Origin of the sequence: Parendozoicomonas verongulae, from assembly GCF_009711465.1 — a bacterium.
Lineage (GTDB): Bacteria > Pseudomonadota > Gammaproteobacteria > Pseudomonadales > Endozoicomonadaceae > Sansalvadorimonas > Sansalvadorimonas verongulae.
Genome location: NZ_SMME01000864.1, coordinates 24,552 through 41,943, shown reverse-complemented (window position 1 = coordinate 41,943; position 17,392 = coordinate 24,552). Strand labels below are relative to the sequence as shown.

The following is a 17,392-nucleotide window of genomic DNA, read 5'->3' as shown; positions in this document are numbered from 1 at the left end:
GCATCAAGCAGCGATTACATACGGAATCAGAACATGAGCGCATCACCCACTCTGGCCTTTATCGGTGCAGGCAACATGGCAGGCAGCATTATTGGCGGCCTGGTTAAGAATGGCTGGCCAGCGACCAATATTATTGCGTCTGAGCCTTCTCCAGAAAAAATTCAACAGCTCTCCGAAGAGCTCGGCATCCAGACAACATCCGATAACGACCATGCTGTTCTGAATGCGGATATCGTTATTCTCGCGGTAAAACCACAAATTATGCAGGTTGTGGTTGAGCCGCTGGCAGCGAGTTTCCAGAAGAGCCGACCACTGCTCGTATCCGTTGCAGCCGGTATTCCTGAAGCCAGCCTGAATGAGTGGGCCGGTGGTGATATGCCCGTTGTTCGCTGCATGCCTAACACTCCTGCTCTGATGCAATTGGGTGTGTCTGGCCTTTATGCCAACAGTCAGGTAACAGATGAGCAGAAAGCCCTGACAGAAAAGGTTATGAATGCCGTAGGTATCACCCTCTGGGTGGATACCGAAGAAGGCATCGATGATGTGATTGCCGTAGCTGGCAGTGCTCCCGCCTACTTTTTCCTGCTGATGGAATCCATTATCGAAGCGGGCGAGAAAATGGGTGTGGATAAGGAAACCGCAACTCGCATGGTTACCCAAACCGCCCTCGGTGCAGCAGCCATGGCAAAGGAGAGTGATGTCGATGTGGCAGAACTGCGTCGTCGTGTCACTTCACCTGGCGGCACCACGGAGCAGGCCATTCTCACCTTTGAGAAAGGTGGTATGCGCACACTGGTTGATGATGCCATGAGCGCCTGCAAAAAACGTGCAAAGATGATGGCAGAGGAATACTCTGCGAACAACTGATACAACCTTGGCATTGTATTGGGGGAGAATCTCCCCCATATTTCTATTTATAAGCGCCCGAACCATTGCTTTCGCATGAGACTCCTAACGAGACAACCCTGAATGTCCATGATCACTTTTTTGATTGACACCATTGGCAGCCTGTTCGTAATGGCTATCCTGCTGCGGTTTATTTTGCAGCTGGTAAAAGCGGACTTTTACAATCCGATTTCACAGGCGATAGTGAAAGTCACCAGCCCACTGCTGAACCCTTTGCGCAAACTGATTCCCGGCTTCGGGGGCATGGACATCGCCGCACTGGTGCTGGCATTTATCGTTCAGGGTGTGTTTGTCGCCATCAAGATGAAGGTACTGGGCTACATGACCCTGCCTTTGGGTACAATTTCTGTCCTGACCTTCTACTTCCTGCTGAAAACTCTGCTGGATCTATACACCTTCGCGCTGATTATCATGGTTATCGCCAGCTGGGTAGCACCGGGCAGCTATAACCCCGGCCTGATGCTGCTGCACCAGATCACTGAGCCTCTGTGCAGTCGTGTCCGCAGAATTCTGCCTCCAATGGGCGGGTTAGATTTTTCCGTGATGGTGGTGATGCTGGGTATCTTCTTCCTCAAGGAGCACCTGCTGCCCAATATTATTCGTATTGGCATGCCTGGCATCATGTAGCCAGTTGTACAGCTATGCAAAAGGCCTCTGCTCTTTCCGAGCAGAGGCCTTTTTTTGTTAGCCCGGCGAAGTGGCCAAAGTCGTTTAGATGCGCTGCAGCAGGCTATCAATACGGTCCTGATGGTAGGCCAGAGTCTCTTCGCTTGGCTGCTCGATGTCTTTATGAGTCAGGTAAACCAGCAGAGCCATTTGGGCGGTCAGGCGGTTTTCTGCTTCGTCGAAGATTATGGAACGTGGGCCATCCATCACTTCACGGGTGCATTCGCGCTGGTCGTTGGCTGGCAGGCAGTGCATGAAAATGGCATTTTCACCAGCCTTGGCCATCATCTCTTCAGTGATCACGTACTCAGGCATGAAGGCCGCCAGACGTTCTTCCTTCTCAGCTTCCTGACCGAACCAGTAGAAGCTGTCAGCAATCAGAATATCGCAATCTTCCACCTCATTCACATCATCAGTAACTGTCAGGCGACCACCGTAGGTTTCACAGTTTTCCCTGGCGATGTCCTGCCACGTTTGAGGAGCCTGGTACTTCTCTGGGCCGATGTGCTTGAAGTGTATACCGAACTTGGTGCAGATGAACATCAGGGAAGAGCAAACGTTAGTTGCATCACCAATGAAGGCAACAGTCAGGTCGTCCAGCTTTTTGCCTTCTGGCAGATGTTCCATCATGGTGAACACGTCAGCCATCACCTGGGTCGGGTGCAGCCAGTCACACAGACCGTTGATAACAGGAACAGTAGAGTTCTCAGCCAGACCTGCCACAGTTTTGTGGTCATCTACACGGGCCATGATCACGTCACACATGCGGGATATTACACGACCAGTATCTGCCAGGTTTTCCTTAGCGCCCAAGTGAATATCCTTTGGAGACAGGAACAGAGCGTGGCCACCCAGAATAGTTGCGGCAGTCTCAAAAGAGATACGGGTACGGGTTGATGGTTGCTCGAAGATCATGCCAACAGACTTGCCTTTGAACAGCTGAGGTACTGCGTTAGCCCTGCGAGCTTCCTTGAGCATACCCATCAGTTCAAAGATGTCTTCCAGTTCCTTGCGAGTGTAATCCTGAGTTTTCAGGAAGTGCTTGAGCTCTGGCTTGTTCAGGTTGGTAGCACTGGAAGATGGCATTCTCATTATACGACCCCGAAATGGTTTAATGGGTTCTGCACAGTCACCGGTAGTTTCCCAATACCTGAACGCAGCCTTGTACCCTGATTCAGTTTGTAATTTATAATAAATTTTCGACACCACAGAAAACTACAAAAAAACACACGATTAACCTAAACAATACCAAGAGAAACTCAAGTTCAGAACATTCTTGAACACTGGCACATATCAAAACACAAATTAAATCGACATTTGTCATCTCCAGGCAATTAGAAATCCTAGCAAGACGAACCGACAAAACCTGCCCGGAGGTAAAAAATGACTGGTGAATCAACGAACAAAATGGGGCTCTCCAGCCTTACTTTGTTCAGCGTTTGTGCGGTACTTGTTGTTGATGGACTCACAGCCAGTGCTTCGATTGGGCCATCTTCTATTTCCTGGTGGTTCATTACTCTTGTTCTCTTCGTTATTCCCTACGGTCTGATTTCATCGGAGCTGGGTACAACCTACCCAGGTGAAGGTGGTATCTATGACTGGGTAAAACGTGCTTTCGGCTTTAAGTGGGCTGTACGTACAACCTGGTTCTACTGGATTAACGTTGGCCTGTGGATGCCTGCGGTATACATCATGTTTGCCGGTATGTTTGCAGAAATGTTCTTCCCAGAAATGGGTATGCCCGTGCAGATTGCCATATGTGTAGCCCTGACCTGGCTGACCGTGTGGATCTGCAACATTTCAGTAGACGCCGGAGTATGGGTAACCAATCTGGGCGCTCTGTTTAAGGTGATTGTTATTATCGTTTTGGGTTCAGGTGGCTTCTGGTACGCGAGCCAGCACGGTGTCGCTAACGAATTCACTGCTGCCAGCCTGATGCCCTCTATAGATTCTGGCCTTGGCTTTCTGCCCATTATCATCTTTAACCTGATGGGTTTTGAACTGATTGCCTGCATGGGTGATGAAATTAAAAATCCTCAGAAAGACATCCCTAAGTCCATCCTGATTTCCGCAGCCATCGTGACTGGCTTGTATGTATTTGGAACCATCGGCATTCTCATGGCGCTACCTGTCGAGGAGATTGGCCTGGTTTCCGGCATCATTGCGACCCTGCACACTCTGTTTGGCGACAGCGCCTGCGGCCAGTTCATGATCTATGGCATTGGCATCCTGGCTCTGTTCACCTTTATCGCCAACATGGCTACCTGGACCATGGGCGCAAGCCGTGCTGCCATGGAAGCAGCACAAGCTGGTGAGCTGCCAGAGATTGTTGCTAAGGAAGATCCAAAGCACCGCACTCCTGTAGGCGCTAACGTGATCACCGGTATTGTTTCCACCATTGTCATCCTTCTTTATGGCCTGACTTCCGGTGAAAGTGATGACCTGTTCTGGTCTGTATTTGCCTTCTCCTCCTGCATCTTCCTGTTGCCTTACCTGTTCATGTTCCCTGCTTACCTGAAGCTGCGCATGACTGACCCTAATGCCGTACGTCCTTACAAGATTCCTGGCGGCATGAAGACACAGATTGCCCTCAGCGTTATCTGCTTTCTGTTCATTGTTCAAGCTGTTGTGCTGTTCATCTTCCCAGACATTGCCACCGTAACTGTGGATTGGTCTTACAGCGCACCTGTACTGATTGGAATTATCGCCACCATCGCCATTGGTGAATGGATTCTGGCCCGCGCCACAAAACACATGAAGGGCGAAACCGCCACTGCATAGGTCATATCAAGCTTTAAAAAACACGAAACAAGGAATACACGACCATGAGTGCTACATATTCAACCCTGCCACAAAACGACAACTTTCGTATGCCAGGCGAACACGAAGCTCACGCAGAAATGTGGATGGCATGGCCAGAGCGTTCTGACAACTGGCGTTACGGGGGCAAGCCTGCCCAACAGGCTTTTGTGAACGTTGCCAAAGCCATTGCTGAGGTAACTCCGGTAACCATGGCAGTTTCCGCTGCCCAGTACAAAAACGCCCGCAACATGCTGCCTGAAAAAATTCGGGTTGTTGAAATGGCAACCAACGATTCGTGGATGCGCGACATCGGCCCCAGCTACGTAGTGAATGGTGAGGGAGAACGTCGTGGAGTGGACTGGGAATTTAACGCATGGGGTGGCCTGGTTGATGGCCTGTACTTCCCATGGGATCGGGATGATCAGGTGGCTCACAAGATTTGTGAAACTATGCGCGACGGCCACTATCGTGCCCCTATCGTTCTGGAAGGCGGATCCATCCACGTAGACGGCGAAGGGACTCTATACACCACAGAAGAGTGCCTGTTGCACCCAAGCCGAAACCCTGATCTTTCCAAGGAAGAAATCGAAAACGTACTGAAGGATTATCTGGCTATCGAAAAGGTCATCTGGATTCCTCAAGGTCTGTACAACGATGAAACCAACGGTCACGTAGATAACCTGATGCACGTTGTGAAACCCGGTGAAGTTGTATTGTCCTGGACTGAAGACAATAACGATCCCCAGTACGAAATCTCTCAGGCTGCTTATAAGGTTCTGAGCGAAACAACCGATGCCCGTGGCCGTCAGCTGACTATCCACAAAATACACATCCCCGGCCCACTCTACATTCGTGAAGACGAAGCTGATGGCATTGATGTGTGTGACGGCATGGAAAGAACGGCCGGAGAGCGACTGGCAGGCTCTTACACTAACTACCTGATCACAAACAACCGCATCATCCTGCCTCTGCTTGATGAGAAGTATGACGATGAGGCCAGGGCTCTGTTGACGGATATCTACAAAGGCTACGAAGTGGTTGGCGTGGATGCTCGGGAAATCCTGTTGGGCGGTGGCAACATCCACTGCATCACCCAACAGGTTCCTGCAGTGTAAGCCTGCAGCTTTCATCGGGAGCACGGAAATATTGCGGATGTAATTGCGAAGGAGGGATTAAAAGCAGGTGGCCCACCCTGGCTGCCACCTGCCCCAACCAATGATGAGAGCGAATCAACAGACTACGGCATAACCTGAAACTCATGCCGCATCTTTGTCCAGCAAACGCTTTTGTCCGGTGAAATATGTTCCGTATTTTACCTGCAGTGTTTCCTTCACTCTTTCAGGGTTACTCAAAAACACCCACCCACCTTTGACGGTATGCTCCAGGGGAGTAACAAGCCGTGCAGGGTCTGGCTCCCGGAAGCTGCGCACCACGGCAAAGGGAAGGCCCACCATGCCAACAAAAAGTCCCGTTGTCACACCAGATACTCCTCCCAGCGTACTGCCAACCGCACCACCAAACAGTATTCCGATGAATATAGATGCTGCTCGCAATGTCCTGTTACGGGTCAGTAAACTGACCGAAGATCCCAGAATTACTGCCCCCGTGCCTGCTCCCACGAGCGTTCCTCCTAAACCAATGATCGCCTGACCGGTAATCGCATCCGATGTCAGCAGTCTGAGTGGGTAAGACACACGCCGAGCCATACGGCGAGCCGGGCGCCTGCCTCCTTTATTTGTGTTTTTTTGTGGCATATCCTTTGCCCCGTAATCTTTATGGTGTCCGTTGACAACAAAGTATGAAAATCATTCAATGAGAACCATACGACCTTCGCAGGGTATACATTTAAGTAGCAAAAGCAGCTGCTGGAAGAACAACTCATCCAGTTACGTTCTCAAAGAGATGCGACGCCCGGCACCAGTGAACCGTGAAGGGAATATTGTTCACCTTCACGCCAGCTCTGCCATCGCTTAATACGGAATTTCAGACTAACCTTCCCGCTGTGCTTGTTCTTCAAGAACAGGCATCTCCCCCAACCTCTCCCAGAGCTCCAGTCTTTTATCCAGACATCAGTGATTTCAATGCTTAGCTTTATTGGCGGACTAGTCTTTTTAGTTGCAGGCTTCCATATTTATGGAAGGCTGGTAAATAATCGATTTGGCGCAGACCCAAAACGTTTAACACCCGCTCATACACATCGCGACGGAGTGGACTTTGTCCCTTTACCCTGGCACAAGGTATTCCTGATCCAGTTCCTGAATATTACCGGCCTTGGTCCTATCTTTGGTTCCGTTATGGGGGCTCTCTTTGGCCCCCCCGCGTTTCTCTGGATTACTTTAGGGTGTGTGTTTTGTGGCTCGGTTCATGATTACTTCTCGGGCATGCTCTCTATCAGGCATCATGGCCAGACTATCTCCGAAATTATTGGGCACTACCTTGGGTCTGGCTATCGTTCACTGATGCGATTCGTATCCGTTGTATTACTGATACTGGTTGGTGTTGTTTTTGTATTAGGCCCAGCAGATCTTCTGGCCAGCCTTTGTGGGAATGGTTTTTTTTCAAACCGTTTCTTCTGGATTGCGGCCATTCTGGCTTATTACTTGATTGCGACTGTACTGCCAATAGACCGTGTTATTTCCAAAATCTATCCGGCCTTTGGCTTCGCACTTTTGCTGATGACTGCCGGTATCGCGGGGATGGTGCTCTTTAAGGGTGTTTCGATTCCCGAAATCTCCGAGCCTGCTTCCCACCCTCGTGGTCTACCAGTCTGGCCAACCATGTTCGTCACCATATCATGTGGAGCCATCAGTGGGTTCCACTCCACACAATCTCCTATCATGTCACGTTGTTTATCCTCAGAAGCTCATGGTCACCGCGTATTTTATGGGGCGATGATAGGTGAAGGAATTGTTGCGATGGTCTGGGCTGCAGCAGCCATGTCTTTCTTTCCCGGAGGGGTCGCAGAGCTGGAGTTACAGCTGAATGGTCAAGGAACTGGAGCTGTGGTTAGTGATATAGCTATCGGGTTACTCGGGAACGTCGGTGGCATTCTTGCCATCATTGGAGTAGTCGTATGCCCAATAACGTCTGGTGATACCGCTTTTCGCGGCGTCAGGCTTGTGATTGGCGATATATTAAAACTACCACAGACATCCACTGCCGTACGCTTAAAGCTGGCACTTTGGATATTCGCTCTTACATCCCCCTTGATGTTTGTAGATTTCAGTATCATCTGGCGTTACTTTGCCTTCACGAACCTGGCACTGGCAAGCCTTGTTTTGTGGACTGCGACAACCTATGTGTTACACCAGCACTACCGTGTGACGGCAACTGACAATTACAACCTGTTACCTTCTTTATCGACTACGTACTGGCTACAGCAGATAAAAAATCACGGGTTCGTTTCCCTACCGGCAACTTTTCTCACTGCCGTATGCTCAACCTATATTCTTATATCTCCCGAAGGCTTTGGACTGCCGAAGACTATCTCTTTAATACTGGGAGTTCTGGCAGCATTCATGACCCTTGCCTGGATGCTGAAGAAAGCACAGGCTTCAGTGCAATCGTCAGGGTAAGCAGGCAAGGGCACAACCGCTCCTATGTCAGGAGCATTCTTTATCCTCTTTCTCCTGTTTCAAAGTGAAACTCACCAGAGCAGCCGAGAGTAAACAGGCAGCAAAAATCATGGAAAAGCCACCGTTCCAACCATACATGTCAACAACAATCCCCATTGCAATGTTGGCCAGTAAAGCTCCACTCAGATATCCAAACAGGCTCGTTAAGCCTGTAGCGGTTCCGGCAGCTTTTTTAGGGACCGCATCAACAGACTGAATGCCAATGAGAACGACCGGGCCATAGATAAGAAAACCCACAGTAAATAAGCAGGCAGCATCCACCCATGGGTAACCTGCAGGGTTGTGCCAGTACACAAAAACAGCTATTGAAACAAGCAACATGAAAATAATGATTGCCGGACCACGCCGCCCTTTGAAAAACCTGTCACTCAACCACCCTGTCAGCAATATCCCCGGTATGCCAGCAATTTCATAAGCACTATACGCCCACCCCACTTGTGTCAGAGAGAGCCCCTTCACCTCTTCGAGATAGGTAGGGGTCCAATCCAGCACACCATACCGAACCAGGTAGACAAATATATTGGCAAAGGATAAATACCAAAGCACTCTCTGGTTCAGGACATGCTTGAAGAGTATCTCTTTCGTCGACATCTCACGTTCATGATCTACAGAATAGGATTTAGACGACACCCCCGACCACTCTTCAATATTCGGTAGCCCACAAGACTGGGGGGTATCTCTAACAAATATCCAGGCGACGAAGGCAAAAGCCAACGCGACGAAGCCGTGCAGGAATATTTTGCTGTGCCAATCCTCAAAAAGATTGATGGCCAATATGGCCAACGGCCCGACCAGTGCTGCACCAGCGTTCGAACTGGTTTTCCAGAAAGACATTTTTACACCGCGTTCACAAACGGTGTACCAGTGCGTAATTGCCCTGACACAACCCGGGTAACCAAAGGCCTGGAAGCAACCGCAAACAAAAAGTGAGACGAACATCGCAGTTGCACATGACGTGACATAAGGGATCACGCCCATGGCAATCGTCAGCAAGGCACACATACACAAGCCAACAACTATAAACTTGCGCGAGTCGCTGCGATCAGACACAACGCCCATACAAACTCTGGACAAGCTATAAGCAAGAGACATCCCGGACAACGCCAGGCCCAGTCCCGTTTTCGTGTAGCCAAGGGCAATAAGATCTGGCATTGCCATCGTGAAATTTTTTCGAATAAGGTAATAACCTGCGTAACCGATATAAATGCCCAGCAAGACCTGCCAACGCATTTTCCTATATTCCTGATCGATTTCCTGTTCGGGAAGCCGGGGAATATGCTGTGGAGGCTTGAGGAAACCTAGAGAAGGCACTTTACAATCCTCATAAGGTAGATGATACAAAAAGCCAGTCAGACACAATGCTGGCCTACTGCAAAAGAGTTGGCTCCAACATAACTGCAGGGCCAAACAAGTCTGACAGGCTCAGGAAGTCTGTTTACGAAAAAAACTTAGGAGTTCAGGTACGGAAGGCAGGTGATAAACCAGAAAGGTTCACTACCTTCTGAGATGGACCCTTGGAGGGTAGACTATTGAGCATAACCTGCACCCCTAATTGTCGAAATTCAAGCTACGATTTCTGTTGCTCGCTAAAGACTGTTGCGCCCTTAGCAGACCGTCTTTAGACTGCGGGGCGAAAACCTAAAAAAACAGTCAACAACAGATAGAGGCGGCACAATAACGATGTCAGAGATCGCTCAGGAGAGCTCTGTCGGCCTGGTTACACCAGAGCTGATGTCCTTTACCACGCCGCTCACCCTCAGCTGTGGCCGCGAGCTTTCTCAGTATGACTTGATGATCGAAACCTACGGCACCCTCAATCCCAGCCGCAGTAATGCCGTTTTGATCTGCCACGCTCTCAGTGGCGACCACCATGCCGCAGGCTACCACTCCCCCGACGACCGCAAGCCCGGTTGGTGGGACACCAGTATCGGTCCCGGCAAAGCCATTGATACCAATCGTTTCTTCGTTGTGTGTCTGAATAACCTGGGTGGTTGCGCAGGCAGCACTGGCCCGACCAGTATCAACCCGAATACCGGCAAAGTGTGGGGGCCAGATTTTCCTGTGGTCACTGTTGATGACTGGGTAGAAAGTCAGGCTCGCCTTGCTGATCATCTGGGCATTGAGCAGTGGGCCGCCGTTGTCGGGGGCAGCCTTGGGGGCATGCAGGTGCTGGAGTGGTCAATCCGTTATCCGGAGCGTTTGCGTAATGCTGTGGTGATTGCCTCCGCACCTAAACTCTCCGCGCAGAACATCGCCTTTAATGAAGTAGCTCGTCAGGCCATTATGTCTGATCCTGACTTTTGTAATGGTCGCTATCTTGAAGCCGATACGCTACCTGCGGCCGGTCTTGGTCTGGCACGTATGGTGGGGCATATCACATACCTTTCCGACGATGCCATGAAAGAGAAGTTTGGCCGTGAGATGCGTGACACTCACTTTAATTTCGATTTTGGTATTGAGTTTCAGGTAGAAAGCTATCTGCGTTATCAGGGGGAATCATTCAGCAAACGGTTTGATGCCAACACCTACCTGCTGATGACACGAGCACTGGACTATTACGACCCGGCCAGCCGCTTTGATAATAATCTTGTCAAAGCTCTGTCTCACACGACAGCGCGCTTCTTCGTGGTGTCGTTTACCACCGACTGGCGTTTCAGCCCCGAACGCTCCGAGGAAATAGTAAACGCTCTGCACATGGCACGAAAAGAAGTCAGCTATCTGAAGATTGATGCGCCTCAAGGGCACGACGCCTTCCTGATGGACATTCCTCGTTACACCGAGGCGCTGGGAGCCTGGATGAGCCATATTGCGAATGAGTGCGAGCCAGGGAGTGCAGAACAATGAGAAGGGATTTTAAAGTCATCAGCCAGTGGATCACTCCCGACAGCCATATCCTTGATCTAGCCTGTGGTGACGGGGAGCTTTTGCAACAACTCCAGCGAAACAAAAATATTAAAGGCTACGGACTGGAAATTAATGAAGCTAACATCCTTAAGTGTATTAAACGACGGGTGAATGTGATTGAGCAGGATATCGACGAAGGTTTGCATAATTTTGCAGATAAGAGTTTCGATACTGTGGTGATGACCTCTGCCCTGCAAGCCCTGCGCAATCCAGACAAAGTGCTCGATGAAATGTTGCGGGTAGGTAAAGAGTGCATTGTCACCTTCCCCAACTTCGGGCACTGGCGCTGTCGTTTATACCTGTCCCTGAGGGGGCGAATGCCTGTTTCTGAATTTATGCCTTATTCCTGGTATGACACACCCAATATCCACTTCTGTACCTTCAAAGATTTTGAAGCACTGTGCCATAACAAAAAGCTGGATATCGTGAACCGTCTGGTGACCGATCAACAGCACCACCGCAACACTTTGGGCCAGATAATCCCTAACCTGTTTGGGGAAGTTGCCATTTACCATCTCAGACCAAAGCTGAGATAACGGGGGAGAATTATGAAGTTTTTACGCCTTTTCCTGTGTGCCAGCCTTGCGCTTTCACCTTTGTTATTGAGCACTGCAGCCAAAGCCACAGAGCAGCTGTTCGGCGATTACGTAGTTCATTACAACGCCTTTAACAGTACGTTCCTACTCCCGAATGTCGCCAAAGCTTATGGTATAGAGCGTTCTCCCACCCTCGGCCTGATCAACACCTCCGTACTCAAAAACGGCAAACCAGTGAAGGCAGATGTTGTGGTGGAATCGGCCAACCTGATGGCGCAGAAAAAGAACCTGAACACCTGGCTGGTTGATGAGGGAGACGCCATGTATTACCTGTCGTCTTTCAAATTCACCCACGACGAATTGCTACACTTCACCATCACCGTGCAGCCCGAGGGTAGCCAAATGAAAGAGACAGTGACGTTCAGCCAGAAGTTTTATAAGGATGAGTGAGAAGAATGTCCGAAATTGTTATCGCCACTGGCAACCGTGGAAAGCTTGCGGAGTTTCAGGAGATGCTGGCTCCCCTCAATATGACAGTGCGCCCACAAAGCGACTTCAACACCGGCAACGTCGAAGAAACCGGTCTGACCTTTGTGGAAAACGCCATTCTCAAAGCTCGCCATGCCTCCCGTATCTCCGGCTTACCAGCCATTGCTGACGATTCTGGTCTTGAGGTGGATTATCTCAAGGGTGCACCGGGCATTTACTCCGCACGCTTTGCCGGTGAAGACGCGTCCGACAGCGATAACATTGAGAAGCTGCTGAACGAAATGAAGGGTGTCCCTGCCGAAAAGCGCACGGCCCGCTTTCAGTGTGTGCTGGTTTTCCTGCGTCACGCCGATGACCCAACACCGCTGATCTGTCAGGGATCCTGGGACGGACATATTCTGGAGGAAACCCGTGGCGATAACGGTTTCGGTTACGACCCTGCGTTCTTCGTACCGGAAACTCAGTGTGCGTCTGCAGAGTTAAAGCCTGAACAGAAAAACCAACTGAGCCACCGTGCCAAGGCACTGAAACTGCTGATGGCCGCTTTGAACAAGAAGGGCAGGCTCTAAGCTCAGTGACTTTCAATTCAGTGATCCAACCAATCAACATTCATCAACCTCAGGGGCTGCAACTGCCGCCCCTGAGTCTTTATATCCATGTGCCCTGGTGTATTCGCAAGTGCCCTTATTGCGACTTTAACTCTCATCAGGCGGATAAATCCCAGAACAGTGCTGGAGAACTTCCTGAACAGGAATATATTCAGGCACTGCTCGATGATCTCAAACAGGAAACCGGTGCAATTCAGGGCAGGGCACTGCACAGTATTTTTATTGGTGGGGGAACACCGAGCCTGCTGAGCCCGGAGTCCTACAAGCAATTATTTGCCGGGCTTAAAGAACAGCTGTCATTCAGCCCCAACATGGAAATCACCATGGAGGCAAACCCGGGTACTTTTGAGCAGGAACGCTTTAATGGTTTCCGCAAAGCGGGCATTAACCGCCTCTCTATTGGTGTGCAGAGTTTTCACGATAGCTGTCTGAAAGCCCTCGGCCGTATTCATTCTGGTCATGAAGCGCAAAAAGCCATGGCTATGGCTCGAGCTGCGGGCTTTGACAATATCAATCTCGACCTGATGCACGGCCTGCCAGAGCAGACCGAAGCTATGGCTATGGAAGATCTTGCCACAGCCGCAGCCCTCAAGCCTGAGCATATCTCCTGGTACCAGCTCACCATCGAGCCCAACACCGTATTCTGGAGCAAACCGCCTGCGCTACCTGAGGATGATACTCTCTGGAATATTCAGGAGAAAGGGCAGGCATTTCTTGCTAGCCATGGTTATAAGCAGTATGAAATTTCTGCTTATGGGCGGACGGGTAAGCAGTCCCACCATAATCTGAACTACTGGCAGTTTGGTGATTTTATCGGTATTGGTGCGGGTGCCCATGGCAAGATGACAGACCTGAACTCTGGCCTGATTCGCAGGAACTGGAAAACACGCTTGCCTGGCGATTATCTCAACTCAGAAAAAGCATTTCTGGCGGGAGAAAGAATTCTGCAACCCGATGAGCTGCCACTGGAATTTATGATGAATGCCCTGCGTCTGCACAGTGGCGTAAATGCAGAGCTTTATCAGCAACGAACCGGCCTGTCTTTGGAGAAACAGAAAGAAACACTCGAAAATCTTCGCTCTATGGGGCTGTTGGTCAGTGACCCTGAACGCATTCAGCCCACAGAGCGCGGCAGCCTGTTCCTTAATGAGCTGTTAGAACACTTTTGTTCGTAGAACACCTCTTCTGAATGCTCACTCCCGCAGGCAGATTGATTTCCACGGCCACCGGCAGATGGTCTGACTGCGGGAAGTTCAGAACAGAAAAGGATTTCGCTCTCAGGCTGGAGCTCAGCAATATATGGTCAAGGGACTTGCTGGGCTTCCAGCTCGGGAAGGTGTGCACATCCATCGAAGCACTGTGCAAACCGGCACCGGTTAAAGGAGAATCCCCCAGCAGTTGTCCTGCGTGAGCATTCATATCCCCCATAAGCACCACATGTTCGAAGTTATCCATCAGCTTACGAATGTAGGAGAGCTGGACATCCCGCCCGTGACGGCTCAGAGCAAGGTGCATCACCACCACCAGAATGGGATTTTTCTCTCCTAACTCAAGAGCAATCGCTCCCCGCCCGGGAATAAACCCTGGAAGTTTATGATCTTCAAGTTGCTCAGGAAGGCAACGGATGAGTACACCATTACTGTGTTTGGCGATATGACCAAGATTACGATTGAGTTGCTGATACCACCATGGGAAGTGACCACGGTGTGCGAGGTATTCAATCTGGTTAATAAAGCCACTGCGCAGGCTCCCGCCATCGGCTTCCTGCAGAGCAACCAGATCATAATCGTGTACAAGGTGGGCGATCCGATCAAGGTTTTTCTGGCGAGCCGAGGAAGGCAGCACATGCTGCCAGCTGCGAGTCACATAGTGCTTGTACTGCCCGGTACTGATGCCCACCTGAATATTGAAACTCAACAGACGAAGAGTTTGCAATTCTGTGGTTCTCTCTTCGTCGCTATGCAGTAGGGAGGTAGCCACATGTTCACGAGTAAAGCCACGACCATGGGTGTAACTGCGCTCAAGGAACTGCCGGGTTAGAAAACCCTGAACCGTTTTTAACGGCATAAATTACTAGACCTTGGCCCGGCCTTTTGCCGGAGCCTGCATTTTAATCATCTTTATCATCCGTCAGCTGGTACTGAAACGGTAGAGACTGCCTTCTCTAGCTTCTCCGCTTTACCTGCTGCTTCTTTTTCTGCTCTGATTTTCTCAATCAGATACTCGGTCACCTTGAGCATATTTTCCAGACCTCCAGCCATAGCTGGATCCACAAGGTAACGATTATTCACAATAATGGCCGGCACTCCGGTGAGCTGTGCGCCACGAGTAATGGCGCTGGCTTTTTGTGTCTGGTTCCGAACGCCGAAAGAGTCATAGGCACGTTCAAAGTCCGCTTCATTCACACCGTACCGTTCTTTGAGAAATGCGGCCATATCTTTTTCATTATCCAACCGCCGACCCTGCTTTTGAACAGCATCGAAAACAGCAAAGTGCGCTTTATCCAGCAGTTTTAAATCTTCCAGAGCATAAAACAATTGTGCATGGGCCTGCCAGGGCTTACCGAATATCACTGGAACGTCAGAGGTATCCACGTCCGTACCCAGCTTTTCTTTCCAGTTTTCCTGCATTCTGGCCAGATCAAAACAATGGGAGCAGCCGTACCAGAAAACAGTGTCTATCTCGATTTTATCAGGTGTTACGACAACGGGGAGAGACTGTTTAAGCTGCTTAAAATCCACACCTTCACGATACCCTGCTGGCGCAGCAGAAACAGACAGAGTAATCAGAGCCAGAAAAAGTCCAGACAGCAGTTTTCCCATATTTTCCCCCACAAACGCACGACACAAAAAGTTTTCGTTATTTTAAATTAGCAGGAAAACAGCAAGTCAGAAGGACAGATGGTGATGAAAGGCAAGTGATTAGCGAGGCTCATCTGAGCCTCGCCAGAAGATAATTAGCGCAGACCGCTGATATAGCTGCTCAAAGCATCAATCTGCTTGTTGCTGAGCTTCTCGGCGATATCGCGCATAATGCGGGTGTCGCCATCATTCACACGATCACCTTCACGGAAGTCACGTAACTGCTTGGCAATGTAATCCGGCTGCTGACCGGCCAGAGCCGGGAACCGGGCTAAAGAGTTGCCCTGGCCGGTGGGAGAGTGACACGCGGTACAACCAGGAATTCCCTTCTCAACATCACCACCATAATACAGGCGTTGACCGATCTTGACGGAAGACTCTTTGGCAATACCAAGGGGAGCGTCCTGGCTGGCATAAAAGGCTGCGATATCGGCAATATCCTGGTCAGAGAGATTCTCAACCATGCCTGTCATCTCAACAACTTTCCGCTCGCCGCTCTTGATATCTTCCATCTGCTTGATCAGATAACCCGCTCCCTGCCCCGCAAGGCTTGGGAAATTCGGAGCAATGCTGACACCGGTTGCCCCATGACAGGCTGCGCATACAGCGGTTTTATCTTTACCTGCAGCAGCATCCCCGGAAGCCGCAGCGTAGCCAGTCCACCCCAATGTCACCAACACACAAATAATTAACTTTTTCATCAACACAACCCGGCTCCGGTTATTTTTTATCCGATTTGCCCTGTTCAGCTCAGCTGTTCCCACAAACAACTTATTGCGAGCTGGACATGTATCTTATGACCGCAATGTAATCGTTATCACTGCAATCCATGCACATACCCTTGGGTGGCATGGCGCCCATGCCGTTTTTTATATTTGTAACAAGAGTATCCATGCCCTTGCTCAACCTTGGCTTCCAATCTTCAGCATTACCTTTGCGTGGAGCATTGGCAACACCTGTATCATGGCAAATTTTGCAAGAAGTCTGGTAAATCTGTTCCGGTGCTTTTTGCGCCATCCCGGCCTGGGCTGTGATAAGAACCCCCAGGAAAAAGGCCATTCTGGTCATTATCTTCATAAGTGCCTCATCAGACTGGCATTTTTGCTTTATTTGCATGCACTTTTTATTTTTCTGTGGCTTGCCAATTTAGACAAGCTCGCACTAAGGCGGGGTCATTATATACTATGCACTCTGTAAATCTGAACTCGGCTGTTCCGATAAACGCCAGAAAACACTGAGAAAAGAGCTTTTTAATGCCTGAAACCACCCCCTCCCTCAACTATCGCGCAACCAGTTTTATGATCAGCGCCGCGCGACTGGACCAGTGTCCGCCGCCTACCGCCAGGGAGGTTGCCTTTGCCGGTCGCTCCAATGCCGGTAAGTCCAGCGCTCTGAACGCTCTCACAGGCTCCAACAAGTTGGCCCGAACCAGTAAAACGCCTGGTCGCACCCAACTCCTCAACTTCTTTGAGGTGGATGAAGAGCACCGTCTGGTCGACCTGCCCGGCTACGGCTATGCCAAGGTTCCAGAGAAGATGAAGCTGGAGTGGCAGAAACATTTAGGTGCTTACCTGGAGCAGCGCGAATGTCTCGTGGGCGTTGTCTTGTTGGTTGATATACGTCATCCGCTGAAGGAATTCGACCAGACTATGATCGACTGGTCTGTATCCAGCGGTATGCCTCTTCACATTCTGCTGACCAAAAGCGACAAGCTGAAATTCGGCGCGGCCAAAGCGGCCATGCAGAAGCTGCGCAACCAACTTAAAGGCCATGAAGACCTGATCTCCATCCAGCTATTTTCGTCGCTGAATAAGTCCGGTGTCGATGAGCTGGCTGCCCATCTGGATACTTGGCTGTGCCAGGAATTCGAGCCATATGGCAATACTTCCCCAGAAGGGGAACATTATAGCGAGTAAGTACCCTTATTAAGGGCATGGCTGATATAGCAGCCATAACTCATAGAAAACTACCCGTGTGCAGCCGCT

Annotated in this window: 18 protein-coding genes; 11 read left to right on the top strand and 7 right to left on the bottom strand. The window is 50.2% G+C overall.

Going from position 1 to position 17,392, the window contains the following annotated elements; genetic code table 11:
- Positions 1-33: 33 nt before the first annotated feature.
- The gene (proC, locus tag E1189_RS18545) at positions 34-867 is read left to right on the top strand and encodes a pyrroline-5-carboxylate reductase (protein ID WP_155162267.1); all 834 of its coding nucleotides are present in this window, start codon (positions 34-36) and stop codon (positions 865-867) included.
- Between the two features lie 102 nt (positions 868-969).
- Positions 970-1,533, top strand: coding sequence for a YggT family protein (locus E1189_RS18540; protein WP_230460513.1), 564 nt, complete (start codon positions 970-972; stop codon positions 1,531-1,533).
- Between the two features lie 84 nt (positions 1,534-1,617).
- Here E1189_RS18540 and ptcA read toward each other — a convergent pair whose 3' ends face one another.
- Positions 1,618-2,664 carry a putrescine carbamoyltransferase gene (gene ptcA / locus E1189_RS18535; protein WP_155162264.1) on the bottom strand — a complete coding sequence of 349 codons (1,047 nt, stop codon included), beginning with the start codon at positions 2,662-2,664 and terminating at the stop codon, positions 1,618-1,620.
- Positions 2,665-2,955: 291 nt separating this feature from the next.
- Here ptcA and E1189_RS18530 point away from each other — a divergent pair, with 291 nt between their 5' ends.
- On the top strand, positions 2,956-4,353 hold the full coding sequence (locus E1189_RS18530) for an APC family permease (protein ID WP_155162262.1): 1,398 nt from the start codon (positions 2,956-2,958) through the stop codon (positions 4,351-4,353).
- A 44-nt stretch (positions 4,354-4,397) separates the two neighbouring features.
- A complete protein-coding gene (gene aguA / locus E1189_RS18525; RefSeq protein ID WP_155162260.1) occupies positions 4,398-5,489 on the top strand; it encodes an agmatine deiminase in 1,092 nt (363 codons plus the stop codon).
- A 141-nt stretch (positions 5,490-5,630) separates the two neighbouring features.
- Here aguA and E1189_RS18520 read toward each other — a convergent pair whose 3' ends face one another.
- On the bottom strand, positions 5,631-6,128 hold the full coding sequence (locus tag E1189_RS18520) for a hypothetical protein (RefSeq protein ID WP_155162257.1): 498 nt from the start codon (positions 6,126-6,128) through the stop codon (positions 5,631-5,633).
- Between the two features lie 327 nt (positions 6,129-6,455).
- Here E1189_RS18520 and E1189_RS18515 point away from each other — a divergent pair, with 327 nt between their 5' ends.
- On the top strand, positions 6,456-7,949 hold the full coding sequence (locus tag E1189_RS18515) for a carbon starvation CstA family protein (protein ID WP_155162255.1): 1,494 nt from the start codon (positions 6,456-6,458) through the stop codon (positions 7,947-7,949).
- Positions 7,950-7,976: 27 nt separating this feature from the next.
- On the opposite strand, the gene E1189_RS18510 is transcribed toward E1189_RS18515, so the two are convergent.
- Positions 7,977-9,320, bottom strand: coding sequence for an MFS transporter (locus E1189_RS18510; RefSeq protein WP_329602112.1), 1,344 nt, complete (start codon positions 9,318-9,320; stop codon positions 7,977-7,979).
- 369 nt (positions 9,321-9,689) lie between these two features.
- On the opposite strand from E1189_RS18510, the gene metX reads away from it, so the two are divergent.
- Genes metX through hemW form a run of 5 tightly spaced genes read left to right on the top strand, consistent with a single transcriptional unit; the run spans position 9,690 to position 13,721 of the window.
- Positions 9,690-10,853, top strand: a complete 1,164-nt coding sequence (gene metX, locus E1189_RS18505; RefSeq protein ID WP_155162253.1) for a homoserine O-succinyltransferase MetX — start codon at positions 9,690-9,692, stop codon at positions 10,851-10,853.
- Entirely contained in the window at positions 10,850-11,449 is a 600-nt protein-coding gene (metW, locus tag E1189_RS18500; protein ID WP_155162251.1) for a methionine biosynthesis protein MetW, read from the top strand. The genes metX and metW overlap by 4 nt, the downstream gene beginning before the upstream one ends.
- Before the next feature lie 12 nt (positions 11,450-11,461).
- Complete coding sequence (locus E1189_RS18495; protein ID WP_155162249.1) at positions 11,462-11,899, top strand: DUF4426 domain-containing protein; 438 nt, start codon at positions 11,462-11,464, stop codon at positions 11,897-11,899.
- A 5-nt stretch (positions 11,900-11,904) separates the two neighbouring features.
- Positions 11,905-12,507, top strand: a complete 603-nt coding sequence (locus tag E1189_RS18490) for an XTP/dITP diphosphatase (protein WP_155162247.1) — start codon at positions 11,905-11,907, stop codon at positions 12,505-12,507.
- A 5-nt stretch (positions 12,508-12,512) separates the two neighbouring features.
- Positions 12,513-13,721 carry a radical SAM family heme chaperone HemW gene (gene hemW / locus E1189_RS18485; RefSeq protein ID WP_329602111.1) on the top strand — a complete coding sequence of 403 codons (1,209 nt, stop codon included), beginning with the start codon at positions 12,513-12,515 and terminating at the stop codon, positions 13,719-13,721.
- On the opposite strand, the gene E1189_RS18480 is transcribed toward hemW, so the two are convergent.
- From E1189_RS18480 to E1189_RS18465, 4 genes are all read right to left on the bottom strand, one after another.
- Positions 13,690-14,613: an endonuclease/exonuclease/phosphatase family protein gene (locus E1189_RS18480; protein WP_155162245.1), complete on the bottom strand. Its 924-nt coding sequence runs from the start codon at positions 14,611-14,613 to the stop codon at positions 13,690-13,692. The genes hemW and E1189_RS18480 overlap by 32 nt on opposite strands.
- Before the next feature lie 56 nt (positions 14,614-14,669).
- The gene (locus E1189_RS18475) at positions 14,670-15,368 is read right to left on the bottom strand and encodes a thiol:disulfide interchange protein DsbA/DsbL (RefSeq protein WP_155162240.1); all 699 of its coding nucleotides are present in this window, start codon (positions 15,366-15,368) and stop codon (positions 14,670-14,672) included.
- 134 nt (positions 15,369-15,502) lie between these two features.
- Positions 15,503-16,108: a c-type cytochrome gene (locus E1189_RS18470; RefSeq protein ID WP_155162238.1), complete on the bottom strand. Its 606-nt coding sequence runs from the start codon at positions 16,106-16,108 to the stop codon at positions 15,503-15,505.
- Between the two features lie 70 nt (positions 16,109-16,178).
- The gene (locus E1189_RS18465; RefSeq protein ID WP_230460512.1) at positions 16,179-16,523 is read right to left on the bottom strand and encodes a c-type cytochrome; all 345 of its coding nucleotides are present in this window, start codon (positions 16,521-16,523) and stop codon (positions 16,179-16,181) included.
- Positions 16,524-16,660: 137 nt separating this feature from the next.
- On the opposite strand from E1189_RS18465, the gene yihA reads away from it, so the two are divergent.
- Complete coding sequence (gene yihA / locus E1189_RS18460; RefSeq protein ID WP_155162236.1) at positions 16,661-17,323, top strand: ribosome biogenesis GTP-binding protein YihA/YsxC; 663 nt, start codon at positions 16,661-16,663, stop codon at positions 17,321-17,323.
- Positions 17,324-17,392: the final 69 nt, after the last annotated feature.